Genomic DNA, 17,033 nt, shown 5'->3' with positions numbered 1-17,033 from the left:
CGATCTTCAAAGCACAAGGAACCTTCATGCGTTTGCGCCTTTCCCGTCCGCTGCTCGGCACCACGGCATTGCTGGCCGTGTTGATGTCACCTGTTTGCGGCGCCAGCGCCGCGCCGCCGTCTGCCAACACGTCCGCCGGCGCGCCATCCGCGGCCGCCAGCGCGCTGCACAAACTGGCCGACGCGTTTTATCAGGCGCGCGCGCATTTCGATCCGCTGCTCATTACCGCCAACGGCGACAGCCGCTATAACGGCGAACTGGGAATGAGCATTTCACCGGCGCGCCGCACGCGCCAGTTTGCCCTGTACCGGCGCATGCAAAGCCAGCTCAAAGCCATCGCGCGCGCCCGTCTGAGCGAGCCGGAACAGCTCAATTACGACCTGCTGGCCTTCGAGCTCGACAGCGGCCTGAGCCTGGAGAAATTCCCCGAGCACCTGCTGCCGCTGAACCACTTCGATAACGTGCCCGGCACCCTGGCCAATTACGCCAGCGGCACCGGTTCGCAGCCTTTGAATACGGTCGCCCAGTATCAGGATTACCTCAATCGCCTGAACCAGCTGCCGGCCTGGATCGACCAGGCGATTGCCAACATGCGCGAAGGCGTCAGGCGCGGGATCGTACAGCCGAAAGCGATTACGGTGGCGATGCTGCCCCAGTTCCAGCAACTGCGCAGCGCCACGCCGGAAGCGAATATCTTTTATACGCCGATCAAGAACCTGCCGGCGGCATTTTTGCAGGCGGATAAAGAGCGCCTGACTGCCGCTTACCGCACAACCGTCGCCACGTGGCTTTCACCCGCCCTCGACCGGTTGGCGCTTTATCTCGAAAAAGAATACCTGCCCGCCAGCCGTTCGACCGACGGCTGGAACGCGCTGCCGAATGGCGCGGCGTGGTACCAGGCGCAGATCAAGGACCGCACCACGGTAGCGATGAATCCCGAAGAGATTCACCAGCTTGGATTAAAGGAAGTGGCGCGCATCGGCCAGCAATGGGCGCTGCTCGGCCCCAGGCTCGGATACAGCGGCCCGCCGCAGGCACTGCCGCAATGGGTCGGAGCGCAGGCCAAGTTCAAGTCCTTCAAGACAGAGGACGAGGTGCTGGACGCGTATCGCCAGATCGACAGCAAGGTCAAGACCAAGCTGCCGGCGCTGTTTTCGCTGCTGCCCAAAGCGCCGCTCGGATTGCAGCTGGAGCCCGAATTGACCCGCGCAACCGCGTCCGACCATTACACGCCGGCGGCGGCCGACGGCTCGCATCCGGGCGTGTTCTGGGCGGTGGTGAACGACCCGAAGGATTACAGCCGCACCGGCATGGTGACCTTGTACCTGCACGAAGGCCAGCCCGGCCACCATTTCCATGCGGGCCTGCTGAAAGAGCTCGACGTACCGGATTTCCGCAAATTCAATACGGAAAACCCGAATATCGGGGCGTTTACCGAAGGCTGGGCGCTGTATGCGGAAACGCTGGGGCATGAATTCGGTTTGTACGACGATCCGGAAGCCTACTTCGGTCACCTGAACGATGAATTGCTGCGCGCCGTCAGGCTGGTGGTCGATACCGGCATGCATGCCAAAGGCTGGACCCGCGAACAGGCGATTGCGTATGCCAGCAAGACGCTCGGCTACAGCGAGGCGCGCGCCAAAAACCAGATCGAGCGCTACATGGTGTGGCCGGCGCAGGCGCTGAGCTACAAGATCGGCGCGCTGAAGATCCTGGAATTGCGCGAACGGGCGCGCAAGCGGATGGGCGACAAATTCAGCCTGCCCAAGTTTCATGAAGTGGTGATTGGCGATGGCACCTTGCCGCTGCCGCTGCTGGAGGCGCGGGTGGATCGCTGGATTGCATCGGCAAAGTAGAACCAGCGCCTGACGGGAGCGGCCGTGAAAGAAGCTTTTCCCGGTCGTCTCTCGATCTTGGTTATAGTAGCGTTTTATCTACATAAGGAAACTCTGCTGAATGCAAGCATCCCGCTATCTCGTTATCGACTTTGAAGCTACCTGCTGCGACAACGGCTCCGTGCCACGCGACCATATGGAAATCATCGAAATCGGCGCTGTGATGGTCGACGGTGCCAGCCTCGCCGCGGTCGATGAATTCCAGACCTTCATTCGTCCGGTGCGCCACCCGCAGCTCACGCCGTTCTGCACCACGCTCACCTCCATCGAGCAAAAAGACGTCGACAGCGCGCCGCTGTTTGAAGAAGCGATCGGGCAATTCAAGACCTGGCTGTATCAGTACAGGGACTTCGTTTTCTGCTCCTGGGGCGACTACGACCTGAAACAGCTGCATCAGGACTGCGCATTCCACAAGCTGCCCTACCCGATCAGCGCCTCGCATGCGAACCTCAAGCGCCTGATGGCGGAGCGCCAGAAGCTGTCCAAGAAGCCGGGGCTGGGCGAAGCGATCCGCCTGGCCGGCATGAAGTTCGAAGGCGACCACCATCGTGGCATCGACGACGCCCGCAATATCGCGCGCCTGCTGCCCTACATCGTTGGCGAGGCGCGTCTGCGCCGTTAAGCGCCCCGGAGATCGGGCAGCGTCGCCATTGCCCCAGATTTATCCGTCATCCGGCTAAATAGCATTTAGCTGTCATTCGGCTAAATTGACTTTAGCCGTTATTCAGATAAAATGAATCTATCTGAATGACGGATATTTTCTCCCATGGCTTTCTCGCCCACTCCCCATCTTCTCCTCACCGCGCCCCAGCTCGGTCTGCTGCTCGTATCGACCCGCAAACGGCGTATGCTCACCCAGGCGGCGGTAGCGAGTCGTGTCGGCTTGAGCCAGAATCGCATCTCATACCTTGAGAAACATCCTGACGATATCAGCGTCAAGCAACTCCTCAGCTGGTGCTCGGCACTTGAACTGGAGCTTCGCCTGGGCGAGCGGGATACCTCTGTTGTAAGCATCTCGGCGGAGTGGTAAGCATGGGCCGCCACTCGCACAGCCAAACACTGCATCTCTGGGCCAATGGGGATTACGTTGGCCGCTGGACGGTCAATGGTAAAGGAGACTCCGAGCTTCAGTACGACACCGCCTGGCGCAGCTCCGAGCGTGGACGACCAATCTCGCTGTCGATGCCGTTCAATCTGCATAACGAGCCGCTCAAGGGAGCCAGCGTCTCGCACTATTTCGATGGCCTGCTTCCGGACAGTGACAGTATCCGCAAACGTGTTGCGGCCCGGTTCAGGACAGGCTCTATCGAAGCGTTCGACCTTCTCGAGGCCATTGGCCGCGACTGCGTGGGCGCATTGCAGTTCCTGCCCGAAGGCATTGAACCGGAAGGACTTGCCGAGGTTGACGGCATCGCAGTGAACGAAGAAGACATCGAACGGCACCTGATTGAAGTGGTTAGCCCGGCCCAGTACGGCGTTCCACAGGATCCCGACGACGACTTCCGGATTTCCCTGGCCGGCGCGCAGGAGAAGGACGCTTTCTTGTGGTGGGATGGTCAATGGCTCAAGCCGCGTGGCGCTACACCGACGACGCATATCTTCAAGCTGCCGATCGGAATGGTCGGCGGTCGCAAGGCGGACTTCTCCACGTCGGTCGATAACGAGTGGTTATGCCTGCGCCTGTTCAAGGAGTATGGACTGCCCACAGCGAACGCCGAGATTGCGACGTTTGGCTCGCAGCGGGTGCTCGTCGTCGAGCGTTTCGACCGTGCGCTGTCGGCCAACGGCAAGCAGCTGTTCCGCCTTGTCCAGGAAGACTTCTGCCAGGCCACCGGCAGCTCGCCGCTGGTGAAATATGAAAGTGAAGGTGGTCCAGGCTTGCAGCAGATGTTCACTCTCTTGCAGCAATCGCAACAAGCCGTTACAGACATGCGCACGCTCATGGCCTCGCAACTGCTGTTCTGGATGCTGCGCGCTCCCGATGGCCACGCCAAAAACTTCAGCATCCAGCTGCTCGCCGGCGAGGGCCGTTTCAAGCTGACGCCCATCTATGACGTGATGTCGGCTTATCCCATTATCGGCAATGGGCCTGGCCAGTGGGCAGACCATGACATCAAGATGGCGATGGCCCTGCTCGGGAAGAATCGGCACTACGTGGCGCGCAACATCATGCGGCGGCACTTCAATAGCACTGCGAAGAAGGTTGGCTACGGCGACAGCGCCGAGCCGTTGCTGCAAGACTTCATTGCCCGCACACCTGCGGTCGTAGCCAAGATCCACGCCGACCTTCCCGCCGGATTTTCGGAAGAGGTCGCCGACAAGATTCTGAGTGGACTTCTCGACGCAGCGAGGGCACTTGATCGGATGCCCGCCCGCTAGCCTGATATCTGCCCCGCGCCCACGGCGCCGCGATCTCGATACGGATCGTATTCACGGCTTGCCGAAAAACAGATAAAAGGTCTGATTGCCTCGTTCGCCAACGCCGACCGCCACGGTGAACGGCCCAAGCGCGGTATTGACTGCGCCAAACATGGAACCGGCAAACTGCGCCCGCTCCATCTGATCGCCATTCAAGCGCCGCGTCATCTTGCCCAGTTCGACCGAACCGCCCAGGTACACACTGCGCATTCCCAGCAAAGTCATTTTGCGCGTGTACACACCGCGCCCGAACAGATAATCGCCACCTAGGAACTGGCGCGCCTGGTAGCCGGACAGGTTCAAAAAACCTCCCAGCGAAAACAGTTCCATCAGCGGTAAATCATCGCCCCACAAATGACCGGCCCGTCCGGCCACGCTGAACCGGTGCGGGCCCCTGTTCCAGGCCATCTCGTGGCCCATTTCGAGCCGCTTGTATTCGACCGTGGCGCCGACTGAAGTCGGGGCAATGCGCGCATTGACAAAGCTGTAGTTGCCCGTCGATGGAAACACCCAGTCGTCCAGCCGGTCCTGCACATATTCGAACTTGACCACGCCGATCTGGCTTTTCTCGGTGGTCAGCTGCGACACGCCGATACTCGGGTCCGACCGTTCGGTACCGCGTTCCAGGCCCACCTTGAAAGTGCTGTCGTCATCCACGTGATTGACCAGGTCGATGCCGATGGAGGCTTGCTTGGCGCTGTAGGTGGCCACCGCCTTGTCGTTGATGATCAGGTTATCCTTATTCTGCGAAAAACGCAGCGACGGTGCCACGTACCAGCGGCTTTCTCCGCCAAGCGGTTGATACAGCTGCGAGGTGAACGAATTGACCTGCCCGAGCGAGACGGTATTGCGCCATTCGAGACCCGAGCGCGTCAGCCATTTGCCGCGATGCGCCAATAGAATCGTAAAGTCGCTTTCGCCGGCCAGGTCGGTCGATAATCTGACCCCGGCTTGCAGGTAATTCGGCCCCCATTCCTTTTCGACCGGTTCGATCACCAGGGTACGCCCGTCCGGACCATGCTCGAAACGGTGCGTGACGTTTTCGAAGTCGCCCGTCGAATACAGGCTGTTCATATTCGCGTGCAGTTCCGCCGTGCTGAATGCCTGGCCCGGTTTGATGGAAAATTTGCGGTTGATGAAACTCTCGCTGACATTTTTCAGCTGTTTGGTATCGATACGCACCGAATTGACCTTGACCACCGCCGGATGGCGCGCCGCGCGCGCCGCCAGGTGCGCCTTGAAGTCGGCCTCGGACAAGGCCAGCGGCGCCAGCCGGTCGGCCACCACGCGCGCGGCGGCCTCGCCCATGTTGATGGTCCTGGCGGAATTTTCAAAATCAGCGGCGCTGAAGTCGCCCAGTTGCGGCAGGATCAGCACGTCTTTCGCTGTCAGTTCGCGCAGCGACGCTTCGACGTTCTGCTCGGTGAGGATGTTGAGCATCTGCTGGCCCACGCCGAAGGCCGACACGATCTTGTCGCGCTTGAGCAAGGGCGTGCCGAGGTTGACGGCGATGATGATGTCGGCCCCCATCGAGCGCGCCACGTCGACCGGCAGGTTGCGCACCAGCCCGCCGTCGAGCAGCGCGCGGTCGTCGATCTCGACCGGGGCGAACACGCCCGGCACCGACATGCTGGCCCGCATCGCGCGCGCGATGCCGCCGCGTTCGAGCACGACCATCTTGCCGTTTTCGATATCGGTGGCAATCGCGCGGAAGGGAATGTCGAGCTCGTCGAAGTGGGTGACGTCGCCGGTTCTGGCGGCCAGGGTGTTGAAGAAGAATTCGATCTGCTGGCCGTAGTTCAGGCCGCGCGGCAGGCGCATTTCGGCGTCGGAAAAGCCGATCTCGCCGCTGACGATGTTCTTGCGCTCGGTCGCCTTGGCGTAGGTGGAGCGCTCCAGGCGCGGTGGGCTGTCGGTGAGGACATTGTTCCATTCCACGGCAGCGATGCGCTTTTCCAGCTCGTCCGGGCGGTTGCCCATGGCGTAGGCGCCGGCCACGATCGAGCCCATGCTGGTGCCGACCACGTAGTCGACCGGGATGCGCATGGCTTCGAGGACTTTGAGCACGCCAATGTGGGCCACCCCGCGCGCGCCGCCGCCGGACAACACCAGGCCGATTTTAGGGCGGCGGGGAGGATCGGCGGCGAGGGCGGTGGCGTGGAAGACGGCGAGGAGGAGGAAGACGGAGGCGTGGAAGGCGCGCATGGGTTTGCAGGTGGATTCAAGCGTGCTATGGGTTCCCGCCTTCGCGGGAACGACGGAGGTTACTCAGGCCGCAGCGGTGTAAAAGCATCCGTGCCAACCACTGTATTCCACTGCCGGATTGTATACCCGGTCACCACGCCGTGGATCATGTACGGATCGGCTTTGACGAACGCCTCAATGACCGCCGGCGACTCGCTCTGGAAGAACAGCACCGACATATCGGCCGGATCGGAAAACGCGCCGCCCATGATCAGTTCGCCGCGTTCCTGCGCTTCCCACGCCAGTTTCAGGTGTTCGTTGCGGTATTTTCCGCGTGTTTCAAGATAATCCGGGGCCAGGTCGTAACATAACAAATAGTGCATGCAATCTCCGTCAAAACGCCATCATAAAAACCGGTCGAGAATCTTCCGGCTGTGCTTGTCGATGGTGAACATATCCCGGATCAGAAACTGGATGCCGTGATTATCGGCCACCAGCAGCGACGCATCGCCAATCCGGCGGATATCTTCTTCGCCCTTGAGCGTAAACGCGGTATCGCCCCGGTCGGTCTTCACTTCCCATGTGCACGGCGTGGCAAAACTGCTGACACTGACAATATGGTGAATCACCGGCATGAATTCGCGCCCATCGAGATCATCTTGCACCAATTCGCGGATTGCCGCTGGCAGTGCCGCCAGACTGTCGATCCAGCCGACTTCCTTGCCATTCGAAAGCACCATCGAAATACCCTGGTCCGGCGCCTGGATCGGGAATGCCCGCACCGGCGACACGCCCACATGGACTTCGCCGTCTTGTGCCGTCAACGTCAATTTGCCGAAACTGTCGCGGCTTAATGTAAATACCGAGCTCGCTGCTGCTGCCATCATTACTCCCTGTCGTCCATATCCGTATCGACGTTGCGCGCCTGCGCTTCGTACAGCCGGAAATACGCGCCTTCACGCGCCATCAATTCGTCGTGGCTACCCTCTTCCATGACCACCCCGCGGTCCAGCACCACCAGGCGGTCGGCCCGGTGCAAGGTCGACAAACGGTGCGCAATGGCGATCGTGGTGCGGCCCTGCACCAGGTTATCGAGCGCTTTCTGGATTTCTTTTTCGGTTTCCGAATCGACCGACGAAGTCGCTTCATCCATGATCAGGATGCGCGGGTCGATCAGCAAGGCGCGCGCAATCGAAATGCGCTGGCGTTCGCCGCCCGACAAGCCCTGCCCGCGCTCGCCCACCATCGAATCGTATCCCTGCGGCAGGCGCAAAATGAATTCGTGCGCATGCGCCGCGCGCGCCGAGGAAATGATTTCTTCGCGCGTCGCATGCGGCTTGCCGTAGGCGATATTTTCGGCGATGGTGCCGAAGAACAAAAACGGCTCCTGCAGCACCAGCCCGATATTCTTGCGGTAATCCGACACGGCGAACGAGCGGATATCGACGCCATCGAGCAAAATCGCGCCTTCCGACACATCATAAAAACGGCAGATCAGATTGACCAGGGTGCTCTTGCCCGATCCGCTATGCCCCACCAGGCCGACGAATTCACCCGCCTTGATATTGAGCGTAATACCGCGATTGACCGCCCGGTTGCCGTAACGGAAACCGACTTCGCGCAAATCGATGCGCCCTTCGATCTTGTCGAGCTTGACCGGATTGGCCGGCTCCGGAACGCTCGATACATGATCGAGAATATCGAAAATGCGCTTGGCGGCCGATGCCGACTTCTGCGTCACCGACACAATGCGGCTCATCGAATCGAGGCGGCCATAAAACCGGCTGCTGTAGGTAATGAACAAGGTCAGCACACCGACCGTGATGTTCTTGTTCGATACCAGCCAGATGCCGAATACCCACACCACCAGCAAACCGAGCTCGGTCAGGAACGACACGGTCGGCGAAAACAGCGACCAGACCCGGTTCAATTTATCGTTGACAGCCAGGTTATGTTTGTTCGCATCGCGGAAACGGGTCGCTTCGCGCTGTTCCTGGGCGAAGGCTTTCACCACGCGCACGCCGGGAATGGTATCGGCCAGCACATTCGTCACTTCGCCCCAGACCCGGTCGATTTTCTCGAAGCCGGTGCGCAGGCGGTCGCGCACGATGTGAATCATCCACGCGATAAACGGCAGCGGCACCAGGGTAATCACGGCCAGCATCGGATTGATCGAACACAGGATCACCCCGGTCATGATAATCATCAGCACGTCCGACGCGAAATCGAGCAGGTGCAAGGATAAAAACACGCAGATGCGGTCACTGCCGCTGCCGATGCGCGACATCAGATCGCCGGTGCGCTTGCCGCCGAAATACTCCAGCGACAGCTTCATCAAATGTTCGTAGGTGGCCGAGCGCAGGTCGGCGCCCATGCGTTCCGACACCAGCGCCAGCACGTAGGTCTTGCCCCAGCCCAGCAGCCAGGCCAGCACGGCCGAGCCGAACAGGCCGGCCATGTACATCCACACCAGTTGCTGGTCGACCGGCTGCCCGTTCTGGAACGGTATCAACACGTTATCCATCAGCGGCATGGTCAGATACGGCGGTATCATATGCGCCGCGGTACTGGCCAGCATCAGGAAGAAGCCGAGCCCGAGCTGCCCGCTGTACGGCTTGGCAAAGCGCCACAGGCGGAACAGGGTCCAGGTGGACGGCGGCGTGTACAGCACCTTGGTGCAGATCGGACATTCATCCTGGCCCGGGGCCAAAGGCGCCTTGCAGCTCGGGCACACATCCTGCTCGGCCGACTGCACCGGCAAGCCGCTCAGGAAACTGTCGCGCTGCTCGCTGAAATGGTCGAGCACGCGGATCGCGTGCAGGTTCTGCCCCAGGGTGAAGCGCCAGGAGGTCAATAAACCTTGTTCGTCCAACAATTGCAGATGGCCGACACCGGCGTGATCGTGGTGCGTGAGCGACAGTCCGGGACGGTAAGCCCACTCGCGCCACGCGCTTTCACCCGGCGCGCGCGCCAGCAAACGGCGACTGGTGACCACCACCAGGCCTTTTTTGAAATGCAATTTGGCATCGAGGTCAACCTCGACGCCACTTAAAACGTTTTCCCCTGGTGCAAGATTTTTAGCGACGTCAGCCTGCCAGTGTTCGGGCAGGGAAAGCGGGCCGGTGCCCGTCGTCATAGGAGAAACAGATGGATTGATTGTCATCGTAGTGCGGTTCCGGCTCTGGGCCACGAATTTACGGGCGGAAATTGTTCAACGTGGGCGCCAGCAGCAGGGCTCCCTGGGACGCCGGACCGGCATGCTGCGGAGCAGGCCCGCGCGACGCGTTCGGGAATCCAGACTGGCAGAAATCGGTTCAGCACGGTAAGCTTCGTCTCTAGCAAGTATACAACATGATGCGCTTCGAAAAGCCTCACGAGGTCTTAGGGCGTGAACAACGCCAAGCCTGTTATCAAGAAATAACGACATGACAAAGAAGAAAGAAATCAGTGTGCTGCGGGTCAGCCACCTGCGCGGACCCAACATCTGGACCTATCGCCCGGTGATCGAGGCGTGGCTGGATATTGGCGAACTGGAAGAGTTTCCGTCGAACCTGCTGCCCGGCCTGTACGAGCGCCTGACCGCCTGGCTGCCGGGTCTGGTCGAACACCGCTGCGGCGTGGGCGAGCGCGGCGGCTTCCTGGAGCGCCTGCGCGAAGGCACCTGGTCCGGCCACATCCTCGAACATGTCGTTCTTGAACTGCAAAACCTGGCAGGCATGCGCACCGGTTTCGGCAAGACCCGCTCGACCGGCGTCGCCGGCGTCTACAAGATGGCCTTCCGCACGCGCCAGGAACAAGTCGGCCTGGCCGCGCTCGACGCCGGCCGCGCGCTGCTCATGGCGGCCATCGACGACACGCCGTTCGACCTGGATGCCGCCGTCGCCACACTGAAAGACATCGTCGACCGCCACTGCTTAGGTCCCAGCACCGCGCACATCGTCGAAGCGGCCACCGAACGCAAGATCCCCTTCATTCGCCTCACCGACGGCAACCTGGTGCAGCTTGGCCACGGCGCCGCCCAGCGCCGCATCTGGACCGCCGAAACCGACCGCACCAGCGCCATTGCCGAGAGCATCGCCAGCGACAAGGACCTGACCAAGACCCTGCTGCAATCGTGCGGCGTGCCGGTGCCCGAGGGCAGCCTGGTACGCAGCGCGGAAGCAGCATGGGAAGAAGCGCAGGACATCGGCGTGCCGGTGGTCGTCAAGCCCTACGACGGCAACCACGGACGCGGCGTCTCGCTCAACCTGATGACCCAGGCCGACGTCGAAAAAGCCTACCACCTGGCCGCGCGCAAAGGCGACAGCGCCAGCGTGATCGTCGAGCGCTTCATTCCCGGCGACGAACACCGCCTGCTGGTGGTCGGCACGCGCATGGTCGCCGCGGCCAGGGGCGAGTCGCTCTGGGTCACCGGCGACGGCGTGGGCGACATCGTCGCCCTGGTCAACAGCCAGATCAACACCGACCCGCGCCGCGGCGAAGGCGAAGACGCGCCACTGAACCCGGTCAAGCCCGACGTCTCGGGCGAAATCATCCTCGAACTCGAACGCCAGGGCATGAGCGCGCACTCGGTGCCGCTGGCCGGCCAGAAGGTGCTGATCCAGCCGAACGGCAACGTCGCCATCGACGTCACCGACCTGGTGCACCCATCGATCGCGCACGCCGCCGCACTGGCCGCGCGCATCGTCGGCCTGGACATCGCCGGCATCGACCTGGTGGCCGAAGACATCACCCGCCCGCTCGACGAGCAGCGCGGCGCCATCATCGAAGTCAACGCCAGCCCGGGCCTCTTGGCCCACCTGAAACCCGGCCAGGGCGCGGCGCGTCCGGTCGGCACGGCCATCATCGAGCACCTGTTCGCCGAAGGCGACAGCGGACGCATTCCCATCATCGGCGTGACCGGCACCAGGGGCACCAGCCTGATTGCGCGCCTGATCGGCTGCCTGGTCAGCCTGACCGGCAAGCACACCGGCGTGGTCAGCGGCCAGGGCCTGTTCCTCGACCAGCGCCAGGTTTCGGGCGAGAACGCCATGACCTTCGAGGCCGGCCAGCGCCTGCTGATCAACCGCACCGTCGAAGCGGCTGTTTTCGAGAGCAATGCGCAGATGATCCTGTCCGAAGGCCTGGCCTACGACAAATGCACGGTTGGCGTGGTGACCGACATGGATGGCCAGGAAGCGCTGGCCGACTTCCACATTATTGATGCCGACGGCATGGCCAACGTGATCCGCAGCCAGGTCGACGTGATTTTGCCGCACGGCGCGGCGGTCCTCAACGGCGCCGATGCGCGCGTGGCGGAACTGGCTGGCCTGTGCGACGGCAGCGTGATCTTCTACGCGGTCGACCCGGAACTGCCGGTCATCGTGGCGCACCGCGCCGCCGGCCAGCGCGCGGTGTTCATGCGCGGCCTGGAGGTAGTACTCGGCGACGGCGCGCTTGAAACGGTGCTGCTGTCGATGTCCACGCTCAAACCGGGCACGGCGAAGTATCCCGAAACGGTGCTGGCGGCGGTGGCGGCGGCGTGGGCGCTCGATGTTCCGGTGGCCCTGATCGGCGCCGGCCTGCGCACCTTCGACACGGCAGCGGGCAAAGCCACCAAAGCCAAACTTTAACAGGCAACTTTAACAACGCAGCGCCCGGCCACCTGGCCGGGATGCCGGCAGTGTCGACGCCCCGAAGGCGCAGCGGCGCACCAGCGCAACACTTAGGATGAACGGTTTATGGAAGTATCTCGCGTACGGGCCCTGCGTGGTCCCAACCTCTGGAGCCACCACACCTCGATCGAAGCGATCGTCGCCTGCACCAGTGCCGAACAGGATGTTGGCGCCCTGCCCGGCTTCGAAGAACGCCTGCGCGCGCGCTTCCCCGAAATGAGCGAGCTGCAAACACTCGGCCACCACGACCGCATCGCCATGGCCCAGGTGCTGGAACTGGCGGCGCTCGGCCTGCAGGCGCAAGCCGGCTGCCCCATCACCTTCAGCCGCACCACCGCCACGCCCGAAGCAGGCATCTTCCAGGTCGTGGTCGAGTATTCCGAAGAAGCGGTCGGCCGCCTGGCCATGGACCTGGCCGCGCAACTGTGCGCCGCCGCCGCCGGCGACACCCCGTTCGACCTTGGCGCCGCCTTGCTGCAACTGCGCGACCTGGACGAGGACGTGCGCCTCGGCCCCAGCACCGGCGCCATCGTGCAAGCCGCGGTGGCGCGCAACATCCCGTTCCGGCGCCTGACCGACGGCAGCCTGGTCATGTTCGGCTGGGGTAGCCGCCAGCGCAAGATCCAGGCCGCCGAAATCGACAGCACCGGCGCGATTGCCGAATCGATCGCGCAAGATAAAGAACTGACCAAGAAACTGCTGCACGCGGCCGGCGTGCCGGTGCCGCTCGGCCGCGTGGCCGCCGACCCGGACGACGCCTGGGCTGCCGCTTTGGAGATCGGCCTGCCGGTCGTCATCAAGCCGAAAGACGGCAACCAGGGCAAGGGCGTGACCGTCAACGTCACCACGCGCGACCAACTGGTGGCCGGCTACCACGCCGCCGCCGAGTTCCGCGACGATATCCTGGTCGAACGCTACCTGCCCGGCCACGACTTCCGCCTGCTCGTCATCGGCAACAAACTCATTGCCGCCGCGCGGCGCGACCCGCCGATCGTGGTCGGCGACGGCAAGCACAGCGTGCGCGAACTGGTCGAACAGGTCAACCTCGACCCCCGCCGCGGCAATGGCCATGCGACCTCGCTGACCAAGATCCGCTTCGACGACATCGCCCTGGCCAGCCTGGCCAAGCAAGGCCTGGTGGCCGAATCGGTTGCCGCCAAGGGCCAGCGCGTCATCCTGCGCAATAACGCCAACCTCTCGACCGGCGGCGCGGCCAGCGACGTCACCGACGACGTCCATCCCGAAGTGGCAGCGCGCGCCATCGCCGCCGCCCACATGGTGGGCCTGGACATCTGCGGCGTCGACCTGGTGTGCGACAGCGTGCTCAAACCGATCGAAGAACAGAACGGCGGCATCGTCGAAGTCAATGCCGCACCTGGCTTGCGCATGCACCTCTCGCCCTCGTTCGGCAAAGGCCGCCCGGTCGGCGAAGCGATCATCTCATCGATGTTCGCCGACGGCGACGACGGCCGCATTCCGGTGGTCGCGGTGACCGGCACCAACGGCAAGACCACCACGGTACGCCTGATCGCCCACCTGCTCACGGCGGGCGGCCTGCGCACCGGCATGACCAACACCGACGGCGTGTATATAGAAGGCCGGCGCATCGACAGCGGCGACTGCAGCGGCCCGCGCAGCGCGCGCAACGTGCTGCTCCATCCGGATGTCGACGCCGCCGTTTTTGAGACCGCGCGCGGCGGCCTGCTGCGCGAAGGCCTGGCCTTCGACCGCTGCCAGGTGGCCGTGGTCACCAACATCGGCGCAGGCGACCACCTGGGCCTGAACTACATCACCACGGTCGAAGACCTGGCGGTGCTCAAGCGCGTGATCGTGCAGAACGTCGCCGACAGCGGCGTGGCGGTATTGAACGCGAACGACCCGGCGGTGGTGGGCATGGCCAACAACTGCCGCGGCAGCGTCACCTTCTTCACCGCCGATTGCGGGCACCCGGTCATGTCGACCCACCGCGCCCAGGGCCAGCGCGTGGTGTATGTGGACGGCGCCACGCTGGTCGCGGCACAGGGCAAGATCGAACACCGCATCGCGCTGGCCGAGGTGCCGATCACGCGCGGCGGCAGCATTGGCTTCCAGGTCGATAACGTGATGGCCTCGGTGGCGGCGGCATGGGCGGTCGGCACCAGCTGGGACGACATCCGCACCGGGCTCGCCTCGTTCGCCAACGAGAGCGACAACGCGCCGGGGCGCTTCAACGTCTTCAACTACCGTGGCGCGACCGTGATTGCCGACTACGGCCACAATCCCGACGCCATCCTGGCCCTGGTGGGCGCGGTCGAAAGCATGCCCGCCAAGCGGCGCTCGGTGGTCATCAGCGGCGCCGGCGACCGGCGCGACGAAGACATCCGCCAGCAGACCGAGATTCTCGGCGCGGCGTTCGATGACGTGCTGCTGTACCAGGACCAATGCCAGCGTGGGCGCGCCGACGGCGAAGTCGTCGCTTTGCTGCGCCAGGGCCTGACCGGCGCCAAACGCACCACCCACGTGGACGAAATCAACGGCGAGTTCATCGCCATCGACACCGCGCTGGCGCGCCTGGGCGAAGGCGACCTGTGCCTCATCCTGATCGACCAGGTCGATGAAGCCCTGGCCCACATCGCCGGCCGCATCGCCGAAGGCTGAGCCCCACCGGGGCCTGACCTCTGATTCGAAACATTGCCCGTCAGAGGTCAGACAAACCCCCAGATAAAGCTCCGGCCTCCTACAACCGGGGTCAGAGCTTTAATTCGAAACTATTTCCTACCCTATATTTCCGCATAGTCCCGCGCACTACCTCAAGGGACGCTATCCCTCTGTAGCTGCCCAACATCGACCAGAAAAGCGGAATCATCAGCGCGCATTCCGGCCGTTCTCTGTACATGAAATTGCAATTAATTGCAGATTAAAGCTCTGACCCCGGTTGTGGATTTTGATGCTTTCTTGCAATTAGTTACGAATCATAGGTCAGACCCCGGTTGTGGGAAAAGTTGCACAAGCAAAAATAATAATGTTGATAGACAGTTAAATAACATTTACACTTGGCCGGTTTGTACCGAACAGAAAGCCACACAGTGAACCCCTTTTTCCGCATGCAGCGCGATATCTTGCTCGGCCTGCAGCGCCTGGTCGTCGGCGGCGCCGCCTTTTACGATGTGCCGCCCGTCCATCCCTGCGTGTTTTTCGCCAATCACACCAGCCACCTCGATACCACCGGTCTGCTGGCCGCCATTCCTCCGGCCATGCGCGACCGCACCCGGCCCGTCGCCGGCGCCGATTACTGGAACAAGACCGCCATGCGCCGCTACATCGCGCACACACTGCTCAATGTGGTGCTGGTCGATCGAGAAAAAGGCGGCGCGGACGCGCTGCTGCCGCTGAAAGACGCACTCGACCAGCATGATTCACTGATCGTCTTCCCCGAGGGCACACGCAGGGATACCACCCTGCCGGGCGAGTTCAAGTCCGGCCTGTACCACTTGAGCAAAGACCGCCCTACCCTGGCCCTGATCCCGGTGTACCAGCAAAACCTGCACCGCGCGCTGCCCAAGGGCGCGCCGTTTCCGCTCCCGCTGCTGTGCCGCTCGCACTTCGGCGCGCCGCTCTACAACGACCGCGGCGAAGACAAGGAAACCTTCATCGTCCGCATGCACCAGGCCGTTTGCGATCTGGCCGATACTTTCTAAGAAGACCCCGATGACTCCCCTATTCATGCTGACCGGCCAGATCCTGCTGGCGATCCTGGTCCTCGCCTCGAGCATCGGCTTCGTGCTGCGGCTCCGGAATCCCGGCAATCCGACCATCGTCAACCTCAATGCCCGCATCAACGCCTGGTGGATCATGGCGGGCGTGCTGTTTTCGGCGCTGGTGCTGGGCCGCTATGTGACGATCGTAGTGTTCGGCTTCGCCTCGCTGATGGCGCTGCGCGAATTCCTCACCCTTACCCCAACCCGCAAGAGCGACTACTGGCCGCTGTTCATCGCCTTTTTCATCGCCCTGCCGGCCCAGTACTGGCTGCTGTGGACCCAGTGGTACGGCCTGTTCGCGATCATGATCCCGGTGTATATCTTCTTCCTCATCTCGGCCGCCAGCGCGATCAGCCAGGATACCGATGATTTTTTGTCGCGCAACGCGCGCATCCTGTTCGCGGTGATGTTCTGCGTGTACGGCGTGAGCCACGCGCCGGCGCTGCTGATGCTCGACATCCCGAGCTTCCAGGGTCACAACGCCCAGTTGCTGTTCTTCTTCGTGTTCATCGTGCAGATCAGCGATGTGCTGCAGTACATCTTCGGCAAACTCTTCGGCAAGCACAAGATGGTGCCCAAACTGAGCCCCAACAAAACTTGGGAAGGCTTGCTCGGCGGTGGCCTGGCGACCATGGGCATCGGCGCGTTGCTGGCTTTTGTGACGCCATTTACGCCCTTGCAGGCGGCCGGCATGGCCGCGCTGATCGTCATCGGCGGCGTCATGGGCGGCCTGGTCATGTCGGGCGTGAAGCGCTCGCTCGGGGCCAAGGACTGGGGCACCGGCATCGCCGGCCACGGCGGCTACATGGACCGCCTCGATTCGCTCGGTTTCGCCGCCCCGATCTTCTTCCACATCGTGCGCTGGATCTGGGCCCTGCCTTGATCTGACGGGGGCGTAGTGCAACTACGCCGCACCCGCTTTTCCTTCTCCGCTTGCTCCGCCCGTCCGCGCCTTCACCGGCGCAGGACGGCGTTCGCCTTTCTCTCCCGCCCCCTCCGCCGCTCCGCTGGCAGGCTGCTTCCAATTGATTTCCGTACAACTTCCGAAACAATGTGTAGTAATATTACATAGGCTTTATGCCGACCGCCAGCGGGGTCACAAAAACGACGCATCAAGGACAAGGGCGCCGCTGCACATCCCTCCC

The 17,033-nt window shown here is 62.6% G+C and carries 12 protein-coding genes; 8 read left to right on the top strand and 4 right to left on the bottom strand.

Translation table 11 applies throughout. The annotated features are described in order from the left end of the window. Positions 1 to 26: 26 nt before the first annotated feature. The 4 genes from F1609_RS11360 to F1609_RS11345 all read left to right on the top strand — a co-directional run bounded on the left by F1609_RS11360 (position 27) and on the right by F1609_RS11345 (position 4,274). Entirely contained in the window at positions 27 to 1,856 is a 1,830-nt protein-coding gene (locus F1609_RS11360; RefSeq protein WP_167076547.1) for a DUF885 domain-containing protein, read from the top strand. A gap of 100 nt (positions 1,857 to 1,956) precedes the next feature. Then, the gene (locus tag F1609_RS11355) at positions 1,957 to 2,517 is read left to right on the top strand and encodes a 3'-5' exonuclease (protein ID WP_167076546.1); all 561 of its coding nucleotides are present in this window, start codon (positions 1,957 to 1,959) and stop codon (positions 2,515 to 2,517) included. A 144-nt stretch (positions 2,518 to 2,661) separates the two neighbouring features. Continuing rightward, complete coding sequence (locus F1609_RS11350; RefSeq protein ID WP_167076545.1) at positions 2,662 to 2,925, top strand: helix-turn-helix domain-containing protein; 264 nt, start codon at positions 2,662 to 2,664, stop codon at positions 2,923 to 2,925. 2 nt (positions 2,926 to 2,927) lie between these two features. Further along, on the top strand, positions 2,928 to 4,274 hold the full coding sequence (locus F1609_RS11345) for a type II toxin-antitoxin system HipA family toxin (RefSeq protein ID WP_167076544.1): 1,347 nt from the start codon (positions 2,928 to 2,930) through the stop codon (positions 4,272 to 4,274). A gap of 51 nt (positions 4,275 to 4,325) precedes the next feature. Here the strand turns inward: F1609_RS11345 and F1609_RS11340 are convergent, their stop codons facing one another. Genes F1609_RS11340 through F1609_RS11325 form a run of 4 tightly spaced genes read right to left on the bottom strand, consistent with a single transcriptional unit; the run spans position 4,326 to position 9,633 of the window. Further along, positions 4,326 to 6,518, bottom strand: coding sequence for a patatin-like phospholipase family protein (locus F1609_RS11340; protein ID WP_167076543.1), 2,193 nt, complete (start codon positions 6,516 to 6,518; stop codon positions 4,326 to 4,328). A gap of 59 nt (positions 6,519 to 6,577) precedes the next feature. Next, positions 6,578 to 6,880 (bottom strand): YciI-like protein, encoded by a 303-nt coding sequence (locus F1609_RS11335; RefSeq protein WP_167076542.1) that lies wholly within the window; start codon positions 6,878 to 6,880, stop codon positions 6,578 to 6,580. Positions 6,881 to 6,901: 21 nt separating this feature from the next. Next, positions 6,902 to 7,384, bottom strand: coding sequence for a cyanophycin metabolism-associated DUF1854 family protein (locus F1609_RS11330; protein ID WP_370661619.1), 483 nt, complete (start codon positions 7,382 to 7,384; stop codon positions 6,902 to 6,904). Further along, positions 7,384 to 9,633 carry a cyanophycin metabolism-associated ABC transporter gene (locus tag F1609_RS11325; protein ID WP_167076746.1) on the bottom strand — a complete coding sequence of 750 codons (2,250 nt, stop codon included), beginning with the start codon at positions 9,631 to 9,633 and terminating at the stop codon, positions 7,384 to 7,386. Before F1609_RS11325 ends, F1609_RS11330 begins: the two co-directional genes overlap by 1 nt. A gap of 289 nt (positions 9,634 to 9,922) precedes the next feature. Between F1609_RS11325 and F1609_RS11320 the strand changes: the two genes are divergently transcribed. The 4 genes from F1609_RS11320 (at position 9,923) to F1609_RS11305 (ending at position 16,771) form a co-directional block, all read left to right on the top strand. Beyond that, a complete protein-coding gene (locus tag F1609_RS11320; RefSeq protein ID WP_167076540.1) occupies positions 9,923 to 12,109 on the top strand; it encodes a cyanophycin synthetase in 2,187 nt (728 codons plus the stop codon). A gap of 108 nt (positions 12,110 to 12,217) precedes the next feature. After that, the gene (cphA, locus tag F1609_RS11315; protein ID WP_167076539.1) at positions 12,218 to 14,788 is read left to right on the top strand and encodes a cyanophycin synthetase; all 2,571 of its coding nucleotides are present in this window, start codon (positions 12,218 to 12,220) and stop codon (positions 14,786 to 14,788) included. A gap of 428 nt (positions 14,789 to 15,216) precedes the next feature. Further along, positions 15,217 to 15,828, top strand: coding sequence for a lysophospholipid acyltransferase family protein (locus F1609_RS11310; RefSeq protein WP_370661618.1), 612 nt, complete (start codon positions 15,217 to 15,219; stop codon positions 15,826 to 15,828). Positions 15,829 to 15,838: 10 nt separating this feature from the next. Then, a complete protein-coding gene (locus F1609_RS11305) occupies positions 15,839 to 16,771 on the top strand; it encodes a phosphatidate cytidylyltransferase (RefSeq protein ID WP_167076538.1) in 933 nt (310 codons plus the stop codon). Positions 16,772 to 17,033: the final 262 nt, after the last annotated feature.

Origin of the sequence: Massilia aquatica (genome assembly GCF_011682045.1) — a bacterium.
GTDB lineage: Bacteria > Pseudomonadota > Gammaproteobacteria > Burkholderiales > Burkholderiaceae_D > Telluria_A > Telluria_A aquatica.
This window is presented reverse-complemented; position numbering and strand designations above follow the sequence as displayed.

Coding starts and splice junctions, on each gene's coding strand:
- F1609_RS11305 (WP_167076538.1), top strand. CDS start 15,839: ATGACTCCCCTATTCATGCTGACCGGCCAGATCCTGCTGGCGATCCTG.
- F1609_RS11320 (WP_167076540.1), top strand. CDS start 9,923: ATGACAAAGAAGAAAGAAATCAGTGTGCTGCGGGTCAGCCACCTGCGC.
- cphA (WP_167076539.1), top strand. CDS start 12,218: ATGGAAGTATCTCGCGTACGGGCCCTGCGTGGTCCCAACCTCTGGAGC.
- F1609_RS11360 (WP_167076547.1), top strand. CDS start 27: ATGCGTTTGCGCCTTTCCCGTCCGCTGCTCGGCACCACGGCATTGCTG.
- F1609_RS11350 (WP_167076545.1), top strand. CDS start 2,662: ATGGCTTTCTCGCCCACTCCCCATCTTCTCCTCACCGCGCCCCAGCTC.
- F1609_RS11325 (WP_167076746.1), bottom strand. CDS start 9,633: ATGACGACGGGCACCGGCCCGCTTTCCCTGCCCGAACACTGGCAGGCT.
- F1609_RS11345 (WP_167076544.1), top strand. CDS start 2,928: ATGGGCCGCCACTCGCACAGCCAAACACTGCATCTCTGGGCCAATGGG.
- F1609_RS11335 (WP_167076542.1), bottom strand. CDS start 6,880: ATGCACTATTTGTTATGTTACGACCTGGCCCCGGATTATCTTGAAACA.
- F1609_RS11355 (WP_167076546.1), top strand. CDS start 1,957: ATGCAAGCATCCCGCTATCTCGTTATCGACTTTGAAGCTACCTGCTGC.
- F1609_RS11340 (WP_167076543.1), bottom strand. CDS start 6,518: ATGCGCGCCTTCCACGCCTCCGTCTTCCTCCTCCTCGCCGTCTTCCAC.
- F1609_RS11330 (WP_370661619.1), bottom strand. CDS start 7,384: ATGATGGCAGCAGCAGCGAGCTCGGTATTTACATTAAGCCGCGACAGT.